This is a genomic window from Pontibacter chitinilyticus (assembly GCF_039748935.1).
GTDB lineage: Bacteria > Bacteroidota > Bacteroidia > Cytophagales > Hymenobacteraceae > Pontibacter > Pontibacter chitinilyticus.
Map to the genome: position 1 here is coordinate 116731 of NZ_JBDIZJ010000001.1, position 17502 is coordinate 134232.

The 17502-nt window shown below is 50.3% G+C and carries 17 protein-coding genes; all 17 read left to right on the plus strand.

The annotated features are described in order from the left end of the window. The first annotated feature begins 9 nt into the window (after positions 1-9). The 17 genes from ABDW72_RS00475 (at position 10) to ABDW72_RS00555 (ending at position 17497) form a co-directional block, all read left to right on the plus strand. Positions 10-843, plus strand: coding sequence for a phytoene/squalene synthase family protein (locus ABDW72_RS00475; protein WP_347156466.1), 834 nt, complete (start codon positions 10-12; stop codon positions 841-843). Beyond that, on the plus strand, positions 843-1376 hold the full coding sequence (locus tag ABDW72_RS00480) for a hypothetical protein (protein WP_347156467.1): 534 nt from the start codon (positions 843-845) through the stop codon (positions 1374-1376). Before ABDW72_RS00475 ends, ABDW72_RS00480 begins: the two co-directional genes overlap by 1 nt. Before the next feature lie 77 nt (positions 1377-1453). Continuing rightward, positions 1454-2152 (plus strand): lycopene cyclase domain-containing protein, encoded by a 699-nt coding sequence (locus tag ABDW72_RS00485; RefSeq protein ID WP_347156468.1) that lies wholly within the window; start codon positions 1454-1456, stop codon positions 2150-2152. A 5-nt stretch (positions 2153-2157) separates the two neighbouring features. Further along, positions 2158-3009, plus strand: a complete 852-nt coding sequence (locus ABDW72_RS00490; protein ID WP_347156469.1) for a 4-hydroxy-3-methylbut-2-enyl diphosphate reductase — start codon at positions 2158-2160, stop codon at positions 3007-3009. A 99-nt stretch (positions 3010-3108) separates the two neighbouring features. Continuing rightward, on the plus strand, positions 3109-3792 hold the full coding sequence (locus tag ABDW72_RS00495; protein WP_347156470.1) for a fatty acid desaturase: 684 nt from the start codon (positions 3109-3111) through the stop codon (positions 3790-3792). A 138-nt stretch (positions 3793-3930) separates the two neighbouring features. Continuing rightward, positions 3931-4503: a hypothetical protein gene (locus ABDW72_RS00500; protein WP_347156471.1), complete on the plus strand. Its 573-nt coding sequence runs from the start codon at positions 3931-3933 to the stop codon at positions 4501-4503. A gap of 466 nt (positions 4504-4969) precedes the next feature. Then, on the plus strand, positions 4970-5437 hold the full coding sequence (gene mraZ, locus ABDW72_RS00505) for a division/cell wall cluster transcriptional repressor MraZ (RefSeq protein ID WP_347156472.1): 468 nt from the start codon (positions 4970-4972) through the stop codon (positions 5435-5437). Continuing rightward, a complete protein-coding gene (rsmH, locus tag ABDW72_RS00510; protein ID WP_347156473.1) occupies positions 5437-6351 on the plus strand; it encodes a 16S rRNA (cytosine(1402)-N(4))-methyltransferase RsmH in 915 nt (304 codons plus the stop codon). The genes mraZ and rsmH overlap by 1 nt, the downstream gene beginning before the upstream one ends. 41 nt (positions 6352-6392) lie before the next feature. Next, positions 6393-6827 carry an FtsL-like putative cell division protein gene (locus ABDW72_RS00515; RefSeq protein WP_347156474.1) on the plus strand — a complete coding sequence of 145 codons (435 nt, stop codon included), beginning with the start codon at positions 6393-6395 and terminating at the stop codon, positions 6825-6827. Then, positions 6817-8919: a penicillin-binding transpeptidase domain-containing protein gene (locus ABDW72_RS00520; protein WP_347156475.1), complete on the plus strand. Its 2103-nt coding sequence runs from the start codon at positions 6817-6819 to the stop codon at positions 8917-8919. Before ABDW72_RS00515 ends, ABDW72_RS00520 begins: the two co-directional genes overlap by 11 nt. 2 nt (positions 8920-8921) lie before the next feature. Further along, positions 8922-10385 carry a UDP-N-acetylmuramoyl-L-alanyl-D-glutamate--2,6-diaminopimelate ligase gene (locus ABDW72_RS00525; RefSeq protein WP_430438140.1) on the plus strand — a complete coding sequence of 488 codons (1464 nt, stop codon included), beginning with the start codon at positions 8922-8924 and terminating at the stop codon, positions 10383-10385. A gap of 59 nt (positions 10386-10444) precedes the next feature. Continuing rightward, positions 10445-11665 carry a phospho-N-acetylmuramoyl-pentapeptide-transferase gene (gene mraY / locus ABDW72_RS00530; RefSeq protein WP_347156477.1) on the plus strand — a complete coding sequence of 407 codons (1221 nt, stop codon included), beginning with the start codon at positions 10445-10447 and terminating at the stop codon, positions 11663-11665. Positions 11666-11672: 7 nt separating this feature from the next. After that, the gene (gene murD, locus ABDW72_RS00535; RefSeq protein ID WP_347156478.1) at positions 11673-13016 is read left to right on the plus strand and encodes a UDP-N-acetylmuramoyl-L-alanine--D-glutamate ligase; all 1344 of its coding nucleotides are present in this window, start codon (positions 11673-11675) and stop codon (positions 13014-13016) included. 31 nt (positions 13017-13047) lie between these two features. Then, positions 13048-14220 carry an FtsW/RodA/SpoVE family cell cycle protein gene (locus tag ABDW72_RS00540; RefSeq protein WP_347156479.1) on the plus strand — a complete coding sequence of 391 codons (1173 nt, stop codon included), beginning with the start codon at positions 13048-13050 and terminating at the stop codon, positions 14218-14220. Next, complete coding sequence (gene murG / locus ABDW72_RS00545) at positions 14213-15325, plus strand: undecaprenyldiphospho-muramoylpentapeptide beta-N-acetylglucosaminyltransferase (RefSeq protein WP_347156480.1); 1113 nt, start codon at positions 14213-14215, stop codon at positions 15323-15325. The genes ABDW72_RS00540 and murG overlap by 8 nt, the downstream gene beginning before the upstream one ends. Next, complete coding sequence (murC, locus tag ABDW72_RS00550; RefSeq protein WP_347156481.1) at positions 15322-16731, plus strand: UDP-N-acetylmuramate--L-alanine ligase; 1410 nt, start codon at positions 15322-15324, stop codon at positions 16729-16731. Before murG ends, murC begins: the two co-directional genes overlap by 4 nt. A 100-nt stretch (positions 16732-16831) precedes the next feature. Further along, on the plus strand, positions 16832-17497 hold the full coding sequence (locus ABDW72_RS00555; protein ID WP_347156482.1) for a cell division protein FtsQ/DivIB: 666 nt from the start codon (positions 16832-16834) through the stop codon (positions 17495-17497). Positions 17498-17502 lie beyond the last annotated feature (5 nt).

Sequence of the window (17502 nt, forward strand, 5' to 3'; positions counted from 1 at the left end):
TCAACACCCATGGAGCTTTACAGAGAAACATGTCACAAGTGCAGCAAAGTCATTACGCAGGCATATAGCACCTCCTTTACACTGGGCATCAAAACACTGCATAAAAAGTTTCATGAGCCCATTTATGCCATCTATGGCTTTGTGCGGTGTGCTGATGAGATTGTGGATACCTTCCATGACTATGACAAACGTAAGCTGCTGGCAGATTACAAAAAGCAGGCATTTGAGGCGATCGAAAATGGCATCAGCCTGAATCCGGTGTTGCATGCTTTCCAGGTTGTCGTAAAGGATTATGGCATTGACTGGTCTTATATTGAGGCATTTCTGAAGAGTATGGAAATGGACCTTGAGGACCATGTATATGATAGCTCTCTGTATAATGAATATATCTATGGCTCGGCAGAGGTGGTAGGCCTCATGTGCCTGAAAGTGTTCTGCGAAGGAGACGAGGCCATGTTCGAACGACTTCGTAGACCTGCCTGCAGCCTGGGTGCCGCCTTTCAGAAAGTGAATTTCCTGCGCGACATGCGTAGTGATTATACCGACCGCGGGCGCGTATACTTCCCTAAAGTAGAGTATGGCAGCTTTAACAACAGCAGCAAGGCGGCCATAGAAGCAGATATACGGAATGATTTTGAAGAAGCGTATGTTGGCATTATGGCACTGCCCCGCTCAGCGCGGATGGGCGTTTACCTGGCCTACGTTTATTATTTGAAGTTATTCCGGAAAATTCAAAACCTGCCGGCAACCCACATCCTTAATGAGCGCGTAAGAGTACCTGATAAGGCAAAGCTGGCAATATTGCTCGGCTCCTATTTACGGTACCGACTTAATGCGATTTGATGAGAAAGTATGTTCTTTTAATTTTATTTCTGGCGCTTATAGGGCAGGCATTTGCCGGTGAAACGGCACGGTATAAACTGGATTCTTTGCGCCTGCAGTACCAGGAGGCGAGCAAAAACGAGGAGGTTGCCAACGCTTTTTATAAGCTGATGAGTACCTACCAGGGCCATGACCCTTTGGTTTTAAGCTACCAAGCTGCTTCAGAAGCTGTGATGGCGAAATATGTCTGGAACCCTTACAGCAGGCTAAAGCATTTGAAAACAGCTTCGGCTATTTTTGAGCGGGCTGTAAAGCTGGACAATACGCATCCTGAAATACGCTTTCTACGCTTTACGGTAGAGCACTATGTGCCACGCTACCTTAACCTGAGCGGGCACGTGGCAGAAGATAAGCAGATTGTGCTCAGCAGCCTGCAAGCGTATCCCAACTCGGTTTTATCACCCGGGCTGGCAAAAACGATACGCGATTTTATGCTTTCTAAAGACCATTGCACCGAAGCCGAAAAAGTGGCCCTGCGTAGCGTTCAGATTTAAGAACGGCCGGAGTAGTGCTGCGGTGTTACGCTTAACCGGCGGCTTGATGGCACCAGGTCCGTTTACCTTATAGCACTATGTACATCTACTTATACCTGAATCTCTTTACGGTATTCTTTCCGTTGCTGCTCTCTTTTGACAGGAAAGTTGCTTTCTATAAAAAGTGGCCGGCACTTTTCCCGGCTATACTTGTTAATGCGCTGGTGTTTGTTGTCTGGGATGCCTTTTTTACCAAAATAGGGGTGTGGGGCTTCAATCCCGCTTACCTGACGGGCATCTACCTGTTCAACCTTCCACTAGAGGAGGTGCTCTTCTTTATAACGGTTCCTTACGCCTGCGTTTTTATCTACGAGGTACTGAATGCTTATATATCGCGCGATGTGGTGCGGCCTTATGCCAAAACCATTGCTTTTTTCCTGATGATGGTGCTGCCGGTGATTGCAATTTTTAACATGGAGCGGCTCTATACTTCTTTTACATTTTGTTTGCTCATCATCCTGCACCTGGTGCACCTACGCTATTTTTATGACAAGGTGCTCGGTCGCTTTTACCTCATGTATGCGGTACACCTGGTGCCTTTTCTGCTGGTAAACGGCGTGCTGACATACTTGCCGGTGGTATGGTACAACAACAGGTATAACCTGGGTATCAGGCTAGTATCGATTCCGATAGAAGATGTGTTGTACTCTATGCTGATGCTGTTGCTGACCATCTCGATTTATGAAGGCATTCTGCGCCGCAAGACGGCTAAACAATATGAGCCCGTGGCTGTATAACCAATATGAAAAGCCTGCGCGTTACCATCGACTCTAATTCCGGCTTCTGCTTTGGTGTGGTATACGCCATCCAGATGGCCGAAGACCTGCTGGATGAACAGGGATACTTGTACTGCCTGGGCGATATTGTGCACAACGACAGAGAAGTAGAGCGCCTGCAGAAACGGGGGCTGCGGATCATCAACCACGAGCAACTGGCCGAACTCCGCCAGGAAGCAGTGCTGATCCGGGCGCATGGAGAGCCTCCGGAAACCTATCAGATGGCCCTGCAAAACAACCTCACGCTTATTGATGCCTCTTGCCCGGTAGTACTTAAATTGCAGAACCGCATCAAAACCTCGTATGACAAGAAAGAGCAGCTTTTTATCTATGGCAAGCACGGCCATGCTGAGGTGCTAGGATTATTAGGGCAAACAAGCAATGAGGCTGTGGTTTTTGAAAGTATGGGAGAACTGTTGCAACACGAGTTGCCGCAGAAACTGACGCTCTACAGCCAGACAACTAAAAGTACCGATAGCTTTTATGCCATCAAAGAAGAGTTAGAAGCGCGCGGGTTTGAGGTAAATGCCAACGATACCATCTGCCGGCAGGTCTCTAACCGTGATAAGGAACTGCGGAAGTTTGCAGCCAGGTTTGATAAAGTTATTTTTGTTTCGGGCACCAAATCCTCAAATGGCAAAGTGCTGTACCAGGTTTGTAAAGCCGCGAATGAGCACACGCATTTTATCTCTACGGTAGAGGAACTGCAGCCGGAGTGGTTTAGCACCGGCGATAGCGTGGGCATATGCGGTGCTACTTCCACGCCTATGTGGCTAATGGAGCAGGTGCGCGATGCATTATTGCAGGAGGAGGAATAATAAATTGCTGTACGCAACCGGCGCTCTTTTATACTTGGAGTATGAGAGGGGTGGCTTTTATACGTTGCTAAACAGCAGGTGTGATGGATTTAATTAACTATGGACAACGGAAGGGACAACAGGGGGATTTTTATAGCGGCCGTTATTCTGGTATGTTGGGCCGGCCTGCTTGCCTGTCTGCTTACATCTTTCACCGTTAATTTTGCCTCACCGCTAACATACCTGTTTGTGCTTTTACAGACACACCTGTACACAGGCTTGTTTATCACCGCACATGATGCCATGCATGGCGTGGTAGCGCCCGGTAAACCTACGTTAAACCGCCGTATCGGCACTTTTACAGCTTTTCTTTTTGCCTATAACTGGTATCCGCGCCTGTTACCCCGCCATCACCTGCACCACCACCACGTAGCGACAGAGCAAGACCCGGACTACTATCATGGATCTTTCTGGCCCTGGTACTTTCGCTTTTTAAGAAACTACATCACCTGGTGGCAACTGGTTTTGATGGCTATCACCTATAACCTGCTGCAGCTGTTCTTTCCACTGCCTAATGTGGTGCTGTTCTGGATGCTGCCAGCGGTTTTGGCTACATTTCAGCTATTTTATTTTGGCACATACCAGCCTCACCGCGGAATGCATGCACCAGAAAACCTGCATAATTCGACCACGCAGGCTAAAAATCATGTATGGGCGTTTATAAGTTGTTATTTTTTCGGATATCATTTCGAGCACCACGATAAACCGTATCTGCCTTGGTGGCAACTATATAAGACAAAATAGATATTCCTATTTTATTTTTCTAAGCAATTTTGTAACTATTAAGGGGGAGAGTAAGTATGCATCAGCTACACTTGTGTACATATATGTCCTGTTATTTCTATAAATTGCCCTAGCTTTTCACCCTTAATTGTTAATTGCATGAAATTACCTGTACTTTCTTTTTACCTGTTGCCGGCGTTGCTGCTGTGCATGGCCCTGTCGCAGCCAGCATATGCCAGTAAAGATGACAATACACTTAAAACAGGCATCAGCTATGTATGGCTCTCTGATTATGACAGCCAGGGTGTGATGTTCAGCGACCGCTATAGCCATTACCTAGGTGACCGCTTTGCTGCCGGACTTAATCTTGGTTTACTGGCAGCTTCCCGGTATGACGAGATAAAGCAACTCTACACCATCAAGAATACTTTTTACATGGGTACGCTGGAACTGAGCTACGATGTCATCAAAAACGATGCAATTCGTCTCCGGGTCGGAGCAGGCGGTAGCATGCGCCACCGTGCAGAAATCAGCTCCAATACCAAAGACCTGGGTACCTTGGATGGGTCTGTACGGCATATTAAATCGTCGGAGGGGGGCTATAATGCGTTCCTGGAGAATGACTTCGGTATTCTGAAAAATGGCGTGGCGGGCGGCCGCATCGAGTACTTCTCGTATGCCAAAGGAACCCCTGTTTTTGCCATAGGATTGCACATCGGCTTCTCGTTCTAAGAACACCTATAACTACATTTGACAAGGGAGCTTTTAGCTCCCTTTTTTGTTGCCCTTCCTCCTGGTTTACCCAGCTCCAGAGCCAGCAGATCTATCCCAAATAGGTGCTGCTAAACCGGACAAAGGTTGGGAAACGCACCCACTTTTCACCACATTTTCCACTTTCCGCCACTTCTGCTGTGGATATTAATCTAAAATTCTAAATATTATATATTTATATCGGTAAGTAATTGATGGTTAATATGTTGTATTTATTATAGGTCGTAGTATAGGCAAAGAATTGGATGAAAGCAAAAAAACTTATACCCAAGATATAAGCATTGTGGGATGTATAATGTGGATAAGTGGGGTGGATAACCATAATTTATCCACAAAGTGGTAAAAAGTGGTAGATTGTGGTTGCCGGGTTTCCCTGAATCGCTACATTTGTATACTCCGAGAACTATACGGAATAAGGCTCGATTTTATGAACTTCCTCTCTGGCGAATATGAATGCAAGATAGATCCGAAGGGAAGGCTGGTTTTACCTGCAAAGATAAAAGCCAACCTGCCAGAGGCGTCGGGCAATCATGTGGTGCTCACAAGGGGGTTTGAACCGTGCCTGGTGTTGTACCCGAAAGCAGATTGGAAAGTGATTTACGACAAGGTGGCGGGTCTGAACGAGTTCAACGAAGAATATCGCCAGTTTCAGCGCAATTTCTTCCGGGGCAACACGGAGGTGGAGTTGGATGGCGCCGGGCGCTTTATCGTGCCAAGAACGATGGCGCGTTTTGCAGAACTGGAGAAAGAAGCGATTGTAGTGGGATTAGGCAACCGGGTGGAGATCTGGAACCCTGACAAGTATGAGGACTTCCTGATCAAGGATCAGCAGAACTTCTCTCAGTTAGCCCAGAAGTTTTTAGGGGATAAACCAGGAGAGGAGCCGCTGATCTAATGGAGTATCATCGCCCGGTATTGTTGGAGGAGTCGGTTGCAGCCATGGATATCAGACCGGACGGGGTGTATGTGGATGTGACCTTTGGCGGAGGCGGCCATTCTGCCCAGATCGTACAAAAGCTTGCAGCTGGCAAGCTATACAGTTTTGACCAGGACCGAGATGCCGAGGAGCAGTCGAAGAAGTTGGAAGGTCCGAACTTTCAGTTTGTGCGGGCTAATTTCCGCGATTTAAAAAAGTACCTGCGCCTGTACCGCGTGAAAGAAGTAGATGCCATACTTGCTGACTTGGGTGTGTCATCGCACCAGTTCAATGTGCCGGAGCGTGGCTTTTCAACTCGCTTCAATGGTCCGCTGGACATGCGCATGAACCCGGAAGCGGGCATTACGGCGCAAGAGGTGCTGGAAACTTACTCGGAAGAGCAGTTGCACCGCATCTTTGGCATTTACGGCGAAGTGAAGAACGCCCGCACACTTGCCCGTACCATAGTAGAAAAACGGGTGCGCAAGCCACTGGAAACGATAGAAGACTTTAAACAGGCGATCAGCTCCTGTACCCCGAAAGGGAAAGAAAATAAGTACCTGGCGCAGGTCTTTCAGGCGCTCCGAATTGAAGTAAATGACGAGATGAAGGCGCTGGAAGAAATGCTGCAACAGGCGGCAGAGGTGTTAAAGCCCGGTGGGCGACTGGTTGTGATCTCCTATCATTCGTTGGAAGACCGGCTGGTAAAAAACTTCATCGCCAAAGGCAAATTTTTCGGGGAGGTGGAGAAGGATCTCTTTGGCAACGAAATAAAACCGCTGGAGGCTGTCAACCGCAAACCACTGGTGCCGTCGGAGCAGGAGCTACTGGAGAACAGCCGCTCTCGGAGCGCTAAACTAAGAGTAGCAGCAAAAAGAGAATTAGATGATTGATTAAACGGTTGAGCGTTGCTCAGCTAAAAATAAGCGTAACTATGGCTTCTAACCTGATGACTAAGAAAGCAAGCGCACCCAAGTATAATGCGGTGCGCGTGAAGCCAGCGGAAGAGCCGCCTAAGCCGCAGCCCAAAGCCAGAAGCTTTAGTTTATTCTCGCTGCTCGACAAGTATGCCAACGTTGATTTCCTGTTTGAGGAAGGGGTGCCGCTCAAGTATATGCCGCATGTGCTTTTCCTGACAGCCATGGCCCTCTTTTACATCGGCAACACCCATTTCGCCGAAAAGACGATCCGCAAAATAGACAAGGTGAAGGCAGAAACCGAAGACCTGCGCGCCGATTATACTACGCTCAAATCGGAGTATATGGAGGCCAGCAAGCAGTCGGAAGTGGCCCGCAATGTGGCGCCGCTTGGCCTGATCGAAAGTTCATCTCCCCCTTACCAAGTAATAGTACCAGCAGATGAATATTAAGAAGTCCATACTCGTTCGTGTGCGGGTAGCCTTTCTGGCTATCTGCCTTTTTGCATGCGCGATTGTGTACAAAGTAGTGGCGATCCAGTTTATGGATGGCGCCAAATGGAAGAAGATCTCTAAAGAGCGCCGCATCCATTACCAGCCGGTGTTTGCCACCCGCGGCAACATTTACTCTGATAACGAAAGTATACTGGCCACGTCGCTGCCGTTTTACCGCGTTGCTTTTGACCCGACTGTGGCTGATGCTGCCGTGTTCAATGGCGGGGTAGATTCGCTGGCCCTGCTGCTGTCGCGCTACTTCAAAGACCGTCCGGAAGAATACTACCGCCGCAAGATCAAGAATGCCCGCCACAACGGCCGGCGCTACATCCGGCTTAACGGCCATCAGATCGACTACCAGGCCAAGAAGATGATGGCCAAGTGGCCTATTTTCCGCACCGGCAAGAACAAGGGAGGCGTGATCTTCGAGAAAGTAGAGAAGCGTTTCAAACCTTTCGGCATTCTGGCAGACCGTTCTATCGGCTTTATCAATGAAGATAAGAACGGCGCGGGCTTGGAATACAGCTTCAACAGCGATCTGGCTGGCACTGACGGAGAAGCACTTTTCGAGCGTATTGCAGGTGGTAACAAGCCGATTTACGACGGAACCGAAGTGCAGCCACAACACGGCTACGACATCGAAACCACCATTGATATCAACCTGCAGGACGTGGCGGAGAATGCCTTGTATAAGCAACTGGATAAATCAGGGGCCGACCACGGCTGCGTGATTCTGATGGAGGTAAAGACGGGCGAGATCAAGGCCATAGCCAATCTTGGCAAAGTAGAAGGCGGATACATCGAAGATTACAACTATGCTGTAGGTAGCCAGGGCCGCACAGAGCCGGGTTCTACCTTTAAGCTGGCTTCGATGATGGCGATGTTTGAGTATACCAATAATGCGCTGAGCCTTTCTGATACCGTGGATACAGGCAACGGCACCTACCGCATCCGGAATACCACCATGAACGACTCGAAAACGGGCGGCCATGGCAAGATATCAGTGCAGGAAGTGTTTGAGGTATCTTCTAATATCGGAGTGGCCAAACTGATGGAGCGAACCTTCGGAACTAACCCGCAGGCGTATGTGGACTATCTGCATAAATTTGGGCTCGACAACACGCTTGGCTTCCAGATGGAAGGGGAGGCGCGGCCATTTATGAAAAGCCCCAGCGATCGCACCTGGTATGGCACCACGCTTACCTCTATGGGCATTGGCTACGAACTGAAGATATCACCGCTGCAGACGCTGGCTTTTTACAATGCTGTGGCGAACAACGGCGTAAAAGTGCAGCCCATCATTGTGAAGGAGATCCGCAAGGCTGACAATGTGATTCAGGCATTTCATACTAGAGTATTGGTTGATAAGATCTGCTCTGACGAAACGCTGAAGAAATTGAAGACCATGCTGGAGGGCGTGGTAGAAGAAGGTACTGCGAAGAACATACTTGGCGAAGACTACAAAGTGGCCGGCAAAACCGGAACGGCCAAGAAGATCAAGAACGGCCGTTATGTGCGATCCTATTCCGCCTCTTTCGTGGGCTATTTTCCAGCCGATAATCCGAAGTATAGCTGTATTGTGATCATCGACGATCCAAAGGGCGTGAATGTATACGGTGGCCTGGCAGCAGCGCCTGTGTTTAAGGAAGTGGCCGACAAAGCTTACGCCCGCGATCTGGCCATGCACAAGCCACTGCAGGAACGGGTGGTGCCTAACAAGGAAAGCCTGCCGGATGTAACAGCAGGTAGCTTTGATGACCTCACGCTGATCTGCAACAAAATAGGCATCAGCAACCATCCGGGAAATACCGACGAGGAGTGGGTGAAAGTGGAGCCGGGCACGCGCTCGCTTAACTTTAAACCAAACCCGGTGCTGGGCGACCAGGTGCCGGATGTGACCGGACTTACCCTGCGCGATGCCTTGTTTATACTTGGTAACCAGCACCTGGAAGTAAAGGTGGAGGGAAGTGGCAAGCATGTGAAGGAGCAGTCGCTGGAGCCGGGAACCCCCATCAATAAAGAAAAACAGATAACCATTGTGCTAAGCTGATGCTGACCTTACAAACCATACTGCAGGAAGTAAAGCCGCTGGAAACGATCGGCTCGCTGGACGTGCCGGTGGAGGCCATCACCTTCGACTCGCGCCAGGTGCGGGCGGGCGTGGTGTTTGTGGCGATCCGGGGCGTGCAGGCTGATGGACATGACTTTATAGGCAAGGCTGAAGAAGCAGAGGCTGCTGCCATAGTCTGTGAACACCTACCCGCTGAACCCAAGGCTGGTATGACTTACGTGGTGGTGCCAAACGCAGGAGAGGCACTGGGCAAAATGGCATCGGCGTTCTACGGCCATCCGTCGCGGAAGCTGCAACTGGTAGGCGTGACCGGAACAAACGGGAAAACCACGTCTGTAACTTTGCTGCACAAGCTGTTCCGGGAGTTAGGTTACCATGTAGGGCTGCTCTCCACAGTGCAGAACCAGATAGACGAAGAGGTAATGCCGTCCACCCATACCACACCGGATGCTGTGAAGCTGAACGAGCTGCTGGCGCAAATGGTACAGGCTGGCTGCACCCACTGCTTTATGGAGGTGAGCTCGCATGCGATGGTACAACAGCGGGTGGCGGGGCTACGCTTTGCCGGTGGTGTATTTACCAACATCACGCACGACCACCTCGATTACCACAAAACATTCGAGGAGTATATCAAAGCCAAGAAGTCATTTTTTGACATGCTCCCGAAAAAAGCTTTTGCCCTGGTAAATGGGGATGACAAGCGTGGCCCGGTGATGGTGCAGAACACAAAAGCAAGTGTGCATTACTTCGCACTGCGCAAAGCTGTGGAGTTTAAAGCCCGCATCCTAGATAACACCCTGCAGGGCCTGCACCTGGAGGTAAACGGCCATGAGATCTGGTGTCAGCTGATCGGGGCTTTTAATGCTTATAACCTATTAGGTGCTTATGGCGTGGCCGAGCTGCTGGGCGAAGACCCGGTGGAGGCGCTGACAGTGCTTTCCAGCCTGAGTTCTGCTGCAGGCCGCTTCGATTATGTGGTATCGCCGCAAGGGCAGGTGACCGGCATCGTGGATTACGCCCATACACCGGATGCACTGGATAATGTGCTGCAAACGATTCGGGATATCCGCAACCCGACACAGAAAGTAATTACGCTGGTAGGCTGCGGCGGCAACCGCGACGCCGCCAAGCGCCCGCTGATGGCCGACATTGCCTGCCGTTTCAGCGACAAGGTGATCCTGACTTCCGATAACCCGCGCTTTGAAGAACCGGAAGCCATCCTGCAGGACATGCAAAAGGGCGTAAAGCCGCTGGATTATAAAAAAACATTAACAGTGCTGGATCGCAAAGAGGCTATCAAAACGGCTTGTATGCTGGCCGCTCCGAACGATATTATACTAGTGGCGGGCAAAGGCCACGAAACCTACCAGGAGATTAAGGGCGTGCGGCACCCGTTTGACGACAAGCAGGTGCTGCGCCAGATGTTTGAGCAGTTAGGGAAGTAAAATAGAAGCACCAAGTATAAACAAGTATAAATTTAGCCAAAGGAAACCGAATACATTAAATGCTATATTACCTCTTTACATACCTTGATCGTAAGTTCGACTTTTTTGGTGCTGGTGTATTCCAGTACATCTCCTTTCGGGCAGGTATGGCTACGCTGTTATCGCTGCTGATAGCGATGATCTTTGGTGGCAAACTGATAAAGGTGTTACAGCGCAAGCAGGTAGGCGAGAGTATCCGCGACCTGGGTCTGGAAGGCCAAATGGAGAAGAAAGGCACCCCGACCATGGGCGGCCTTATCATCCTGATGGCGATCCTGGTGCCGGTGCTGCTTTTCGCCCGGCTCGACAATGTCTACATCCTGCTGATGCTGGTTTCTACTGTATGGCTGGGCATGATCGGGTTCCTGGATGATTACATCAAAGTATTCAAGAAAAACAAAGAAGGACTAGCCGGTCGTTTCAAGATATTAGGGCAGATTGGCCTGGGGCTCATTGTCGGGCTGACGTTATACTTCAGCAATGACGTAACGGTGCGCCAATATATTTTCTCCGACGGCACCACGTCTGCTGTAAATGCCACGCGGCATTTTGTGGATGTGAAGTCGATGATCACCACCATCCCATTCCGCAAAAATAACGAGCTGGACTACTGCAACCTGTTCGCCTTCGCCGGGCCGCTGTTCCAGGACTGGTCCTGCTATCTCTACATTCCTTTTGTGATCCTGGTGATCACAGCGGTGTCGAATGGAGCCAACATTACGGATGGCATCGACGGGCTGGCAGCAGGTACTTCCGCTATTATTGGCACTACCCTGGCCATTTTTACTTACGTTTCGGGTAACACCATTTTTGCAGATTACCTCGACATCATGTACATCCCCAACTCCGGCGAGCTGGCCATTTTCTGTCTGGCCTTTGTGGGGGCGTGCGTCGGGTTCCTGTGGTATAATTCGTACCCGGCACAGGTCTTCATGGGCGATACTGGCAGTCTGGCCATCGGCGGCATCATTGCAGTGCTGGCGCTGATCGTGCGCAAAGAGCTGCTGATTCCTATTCTCTGCGGTATATTCCTGATTGAAAACTTATCAGTGATGCTGCAGGTGAGCTATTTCAAGTATACCCGGAAGAAGTATGGCGAAGGCCGCCGCATTTTTAAAATGTCGCCGCTGCACCATCATTACCAGAAAATGGGTTACCACGAGTCGAAGATTGTGGGCCGCTTCTGGATTGTGGGCATTATGCTGGCCATACTTACATTGGTAACATTAAAACTTCGCTAACACAACTATGCAGATAGCCATACTAGGAGCGGGAGAGAGTGGTGTAGGGGCTGCTTTGCTGGCAAAAGCAAAGGGCCTCGACGTGTTTGTGTCGGATATGGGGCAGATCAAAGCAACTTATCAGGCCAAACTGGAAGCCGCGGGTATTCCCTTTGAAGAAGGCACGCACTCCACAGAACGTATTCTGAAGGCAGATCAGATCATCAAAAGCCCGGGTATTCCGGACAAGGCACCGCTGGTGCAGGAGGCAATCAAACGGGAGATCCCGATTATTTCAGAGATCGAGTTTGCCGGCAGGTACACCGAAGCGAAGTTCATCTGCATTACAGGCACGAACGGTAAAACTACCACCACGCTGCTTACTTACCACCTGCTGCAGAACGCAGGCCTGAACGTGGGGCTGGCGGGTAACATCGGAGAGAGCCTGGCCGAAAAGGTGATCGAGAACAAGTATGATTATTATGTGGTGGAGCTGAGCAGCTTTCAACTCGACAACATGTACCAGTTCAAGGCGCATATTGCGGTGCTCACCAACATCACGCCCGACCATTTGGACCGCTACGACTATAGCATGGAGAAGTATGCCGCCTCTAAGCTGCGGATTGCGCAGAACATGACCGGCGCAGATTTCTTTCTCTACAATGCTGACGACGAGAACATCGCCAAAGCATTTCACTCCAAAACTTTTAGCGGTACTGCTGTCCCTTTCTCCCTGCTAGGCGCAGAAAAGGCGAAAATGACAATGGAGGGCACCAACATAAAACTGACCATGCCCTATTATGAGGGAACGGTAGACACAGCCAAGTCGCCTTTGATTGGCAAGCACAACCAGTACAATACCATGGCCGCAGTAGCGGTGGCAAAACTGGTGGGGATAGCTGATGCCAGTATAGCCGATGCACTGGAAACTTTCCAAAACGCAGATCACCGGCTGCAGCCCGTAGGAGAGGCCAAGGAAGTAACCTACATCAACGACTCGAAGGCGACCAATGTGGAGGCGGTGTGGTATGCGCTGGAAGGCATCAAGCAGCCAATCATCTGGATTGCCGGCGGCGTGGACAAAGGCAACGATTATAGCACCCTACAGGACCTAGCACGTGAAAAGGTGAAGGTGCTGATCTGCTTGGGCAAAGACAATAAAAAACTGCAGCAGGCATTCGGCAGAGTCGTGCCGATCATTGCTGAAACGACTTCCATGGACTATGCCGTGCGCCTGAGCCGCTCACTGGCAGAACCCGGCGATGTAGTGCTGCTCTCGCCAGCCTGTGCCAGTTTCGACCTGTTTAACAATTACGAACACCGTGGACAGCGCTTTAAAGAGGCTGTAGAAAAAATAGTGCTGAAAAAATAGTGGAAATATCAAACCGATTTAGCCAGAGGTTATGATTAAGAAGTGGTTACAAGAGAACTTGAAGGGAGACCCTGTGATATGGGGCATCGTGTTCTTCTTTTCGATTATCAGTGTGCTGGTCGTATACTCTGCTACCGGAACGCTTGCTTACAAAAAAATGAACGGCAATACAGAGTATTTCCTGTTCAAGCATTCCTCGCTGATCCTGATCGGCCTGGGCTTTATGTGGGCTGCTCATAAAATCGATTACCGCTATTATTCCAAACTGTCGTTGCTCTCCCTGCTGATCTCAGCGCCCTTGCTAGTAGTTACTTATTTCTACGGCTCCAACATCAACGAGGCCTCCCGCTGGATTACCATTCCGGTGATCAACCAGACGTTTCAGCCTTCTGACTTAGCAAAGCTGGCCCTGATCTCGTACTTGGCCAGCATGTTGTCTAAAAAACAACATCACCTGGATGATATCAAGCGTACCCTGCTGCCGATCTTTGGCTGGACGATTGCTATCTGCGCCCTGATCGCCCTGACCAACACCTCGACCGCCGTGCTCCTGTTCCTGACCTGCTTATTGCTGATGTTTATTGGCCGCGTGCCGATAAAGTACCTGGCGGCTGTGGTGTTGATTGGTGTAACGGTAGGCGGCACGGCTTTGGTGCTGGGGCAGCGCCTTACTACGGCCATGAGCCGCATGGAGGACTTCATGGACCCGCACAAAACGGCTTTCCAGCTGGAGCAGTCTTACATTGCCATCGCTACAGGCGGTATCGTGGGCAAAGGCCCCGGCAACAGTGATCAGCGTGATATCCTGCCTCACCCGTATTCCGACTTTATCTATGCCATCATCATAGAAGAGTATGGATTGATGGGCGGTGTAGTAGTGCTCTTCTTTTATCTGGCGCTGCTCTACCGGGGGCTCGTCACGGTGAGCAGGAGCAACGGGGCCTTTGGCGGGCTGCTTTCTGCCGGCCTTAGCTTTAGTTTGGTGATGCAGGGCATGATCAACATGGGCGTGGCGGTGGGCTTAGGGCCTATCACCGGTTTGCCACTGCCGCTCCTGAGTATGGGAGGTACTTCGCTGATCTTTACAGGTATTTCCCTTGGAATTATCCTAAGTGTGAGCCGCACCGACCTGGAAGCCAACCGGGTGTTGGAAGGCGTAACCGTAGCCAATAAAGGAAAAGAGAAAAGAACCGTGCATGTCTGAGACCGGCAAACCATATCGTGTGATCATCAGCGGTGGCGGCACCGGTGGGCACATCTATCCGGCGGTGGCAATTGCAAACCGGCTGAAGGAGGTGAACCCCGCTACCGAAATCCTGTTTGTGGGCGCTAAAGGCCGCATGGAGATGACGCGTGTGCCAGAGGCAGGTTACAAGATCGTGGGTTTATGGACCAGCGGGCTGCAGCGGCGCTTGACATTGGACAACTTGTCGTTTCCGTTAAAAGTGGTGTCCAGTGTGAGGGCTTCGCACCGGATCATAAAAGAGTTTAAGCCGGATGCGGTAGTAGGGGTAGGTGGTTTTGCCAGCGGCCCGCTGCTGTATGCGGCTACTGCCCGCCATATTCCGTCCCTGATACAGGAACAGAACTCCTATGCGGGCATCACGAATAAAATGCTGGCCAAGCGCGTGGATAAAGTATGCGTGGCCTACCCGAACATGGAGGCATTCTTCCCGGCCGATAAACTGGTGCTGACGGGTAACCCGGTGCGCAGCGACATCATGGCAAGTCATGCAAGGCGGGCTGCAGCGCTGCAGCACTTTAACCTAAACGGGGAGCAGCAAACAATCTTAGTAATCGGTGGCAGCCTGGGTGCCCGGACGCTGAACCATAGTATAGCCGCAGGGCTGGCGCAACTGGCGCAGGCTGGCTATAACCTTATCTGGCAAACCGGTAAGTTATACTTCCCGGAAGCTGAGCGGCTGGCGGGCAAGTATGAAAAAGAGGCAATCCGCGCCTTTGAGTTTATCAAGCGCATGGATCTGGCGTATGCCGCAGCCGATGTGGTGATCTCCCGCGCAGGAGCGCTCTCCATTTCGGAGCTGTGCCTGGCGGGTAAGCCGGCTATACTTGTTCCTTCGCCCAACGTGGCGGAAGACCATCAGACTAAAAACGCGATGGCGCTGGTGCAGCAACACGCTGCCGTGCTGGTGCGCGATGCAGAGGCAGCCGAAAAGCTGGTGCCTGCCGTGCTCCAACTGGTGCAGGACGAGCAGGAACTTGAGCGCCTGAGTGCGAACATCCGGAAGATGGCGCGGCCGAATGCCGCGGCCGATATTGTGAACGAGCTTTTAAACCTGATCAAGTGAAACTGGAGGACTATCGTTATATCTACTTCCTGGGCATCGGCGGCATCGGTATGAGCGCCATTGCCCGCTGGTTCAAGGCCAAAGGGTACCCGGTGTGGGGTTACGATAAAACCCACACCTCCTTAACCGAGGCATTGGAGCAGGAGGGCATTACGGTGCACTATGAGGATGCTATAGCGCATCTGCCGCAGGAAGTGCTACAGCACAAAGCTGATACGTTGGTTGTGCTGACGCCCGCCATACCGGCAGATCATACCGAATGGGCTTACCTGAAGGAGAATGGTTATACGATAAAGAAGCGCTCCGAAGTGCTTGGCATTATTACAGCGGCAGCTTATACGGTGGCGGTAGCCGGCACACATGGTAAGACTACCACATCTGCGATTGTGACGCACCTGTTGCACCACGCGGGCGTGCCTTGTTCCGCTTTTCTGGGAGGAATCGCGACAAATCTCAATTCCAATCTGCTGATTGGTGAAGGCCATGTGGAGAAAGAAGTGGTGGTTGTTGAGGCCGATGAGTACGACCGTTCGTTTCTGACGCTGTATCCAGATATTGCGATCGTAACTTCCGCAGACCCAGACCACTTGGATATTTATGGCAACCGGGAGGAACTGATCCGCACTTTCCAGAAGTTCATTAGCCAGATAAAGCCGGGCGGTTACCTCTTTTTGCAGGAAGGGACCGATCCGGTGCTGGCAGATAAGGTGCAGGAGGGGGTGCAGGTGATAAAGTATAGTTTGGATCGGGGAGAGGCACATGCTAACAACCTCGCTATCAGTGGCCGGTGGTTTAATTTTGATGCCGTGAGTCCCTATGGTAACATAGCTTCACTGCGCCTGGGGGTACCTGGATTTCACAACGTGGAGAACACACTGGCGGCTATACTTGCTGCACAAGTGTTGCAAGTTTCAGTGCAAAAAATTAAGGCTGGGGTAGAGACGTTTTTAGGGGTAAAGCGGCGCTTTGAATTCGTGTATGAAGGGGAGGGCAAAGTATACATTGATGACTATGCACACCACCCCAAAGAGATCGATGCATTCATGACATCACTGCGTGCACTCTACCCAAACAAGAAAATAAAGGTCCTATTTCAGCCGCACCTTTTTACCCGTACCCGCGACTTTTCCACGGCTTTTGCCGAGAGCCTGAGCCAGGCAGATGAACTGGTATTGCTGGATATCTATCCGGCCCGTGAAAAACCCTTGGAAGGGGTTACGTCAGAGCTTATTTTAAGCCAGGCAACATGCCCTGTAAAAGAACTGCTGCCTAAAGAAAAAATAGTGGAAAATCTATTTAAAAACGGCAATTTTGACGTTCTGGCCACTATTGGTGCCGGCGATATTGACACGCTTGTAAAGCCTTTAAGAAATTTTTTAGAAAATAACGGGCATGGGCTTGAATAGTAAAATAAAATCTTTAATTTTTGCAGGTTGTAGCATCATTACGATCGGCGCTTTAGCAGGCTTCGCTTCTTCCAGACAAAAGGAAAAGATCTGTGAAAAAGTGTCAATAAATATTGATAATGAGTACAACAATTACTTTATTGGGGATACGGATGTCCGGGACCTGATGACGCGGGATGGAGACCGAAATCTGGAAGGACTTCCGAACCAGCAAATCGACCTGAAGAACCTTGAAAAGCGCATTGAAGCAAATAAATTTGTGCAAGATGCGGAAGTTTACCGGGGGCTCGACGGTAACATTCATGTAAGTATAAAACAGACAAGACCTATTGCCCGAATTATACGGTCAGACCAGGATGTATACTCAGACCAGGATGTATACATAGATGCAGCAGGAAATATTCTCCCGCTTTCCGACAGGTATACGGCACGTGTAATTCCCATTACCAGGTCGGCAGTCCGGCAAGCTTCTGACAAAGGCTTCTTTCAGGATTCCGTTGGCCAGTCTTATCTTTCTCTGCTGCAGTTCATCGAGAACGATCAGTTTTGGAAAGCACAGCTAGCTCAAATGCACATTGATGGCACGGGCAAAGTTTCTTTCTTACCCGAAGTAGGGGAGCATACCATTGAATTTGGTAAGCCGACCGACATCGAGAAAAAGTTTAAGAAACTAATGATCTTTTATAAACAGGTGCTACCCGTGATGGGATGGGACAAATATAAAAGAGTGAATGTAGAGTTTGATGATCAGATTATTTGCGAATAACACAA

Bases quoted from the DNA above. Each gene is read 5' to 3' on its own strand.
- mraY (WP_347156477.1), top strand. From the start codon at position 10,445: ATGCTATATTACCTCTTTACATACCTTGATCGTAAGTTCGACTTTTTT.
- rsmH (WP_347156473.1), top strand. From the start codon at position 5,437: ATGGAGTATCATCGCCCGGTATTGTTGGAGGAGTCGGTTGCAGCCATG.
- ABDW72_RS00520 (WP_347156475.1), top strand. From the start codon at position 6,817: ATGAATATTAAGAAGTCCATACTCGTTCGTGTGCGGGTAGCCTTTCTG.
- ABDW72_RS00495 (WP_347156470.1), top strand. From the start codon at position 3,109: ATGGACAACGGAAGGGACAACAGGGGGATTTTTATAGCGGCCGTTATT.
- ABDW72_RS00480 (WP_347156467.1), top strand. From the start codon at position 843: ATGAGAAAGTATGTTCTTTTAATTTTATTTCTGGCGCTTATAGGGCAG.
- ABDW72_RS00515 (WP_347156474.1), top strand. From the start codon at position 6,393: ATGGCTTCTAACCTGATGACTAAGAAAGCAAGCGCACCCAAGTATAAT.
- ABDW72_RS00485 (WP_347156468.1), top strand. From the start codon at position 1,454: ATGTACATCTACTTATACCTGAATCTCTTTACGGTATTCTTTCCGTTG.
- murD (WP_347156478.1), top strand. From the start codon at position 11,673: ATGCAGATAGCCATACTAGGAGCGGGAGAGAGTGGTGTAGGGGCTGCT.
- ABDW72_RS00490 (WP_347156469.1), top strand. From the start codon at position 2,158: ATGAAAAGCCTGCGCGTTACCATCGACTCTAATTCCGGCTTCTGCTTT.
- ABDW72_RS00475 (WP_347156466.1), top strand. From the start codon at position 10: ATGGAGCTTTACAGAGAAACATGTCACAAGTGCAGCAAAGTCATTACG.
- mraZ (WP_347156472.1), top strand. From the start codon at position 4,970: ATGAACTTCCTCTCTGGCGAATATGAATGCAAGATAGATCCGAAGGGA.
- ABDW72_RS00500 (WP_347156471.1), top strand. From the start codon at position 3,931: ATGAAATTACCTGTACTTTCTTTTTACCTGTTGCCGGCGTTGCTGCTG.
- ABDW72_RS00540 (WP_347156479.1), top strand. From the start codon at position 13,048: ATGATTAAGAAGTGGTTACAAGAGAACTTGAAGGGAGACCCTGTGATA.
- murG (WP_347156480.1), top strand. From the start codon at position 14,213: ATGTCTGAGACCGGCAAACCATATCGTGTGATCATCAGCGGTGGCGGC.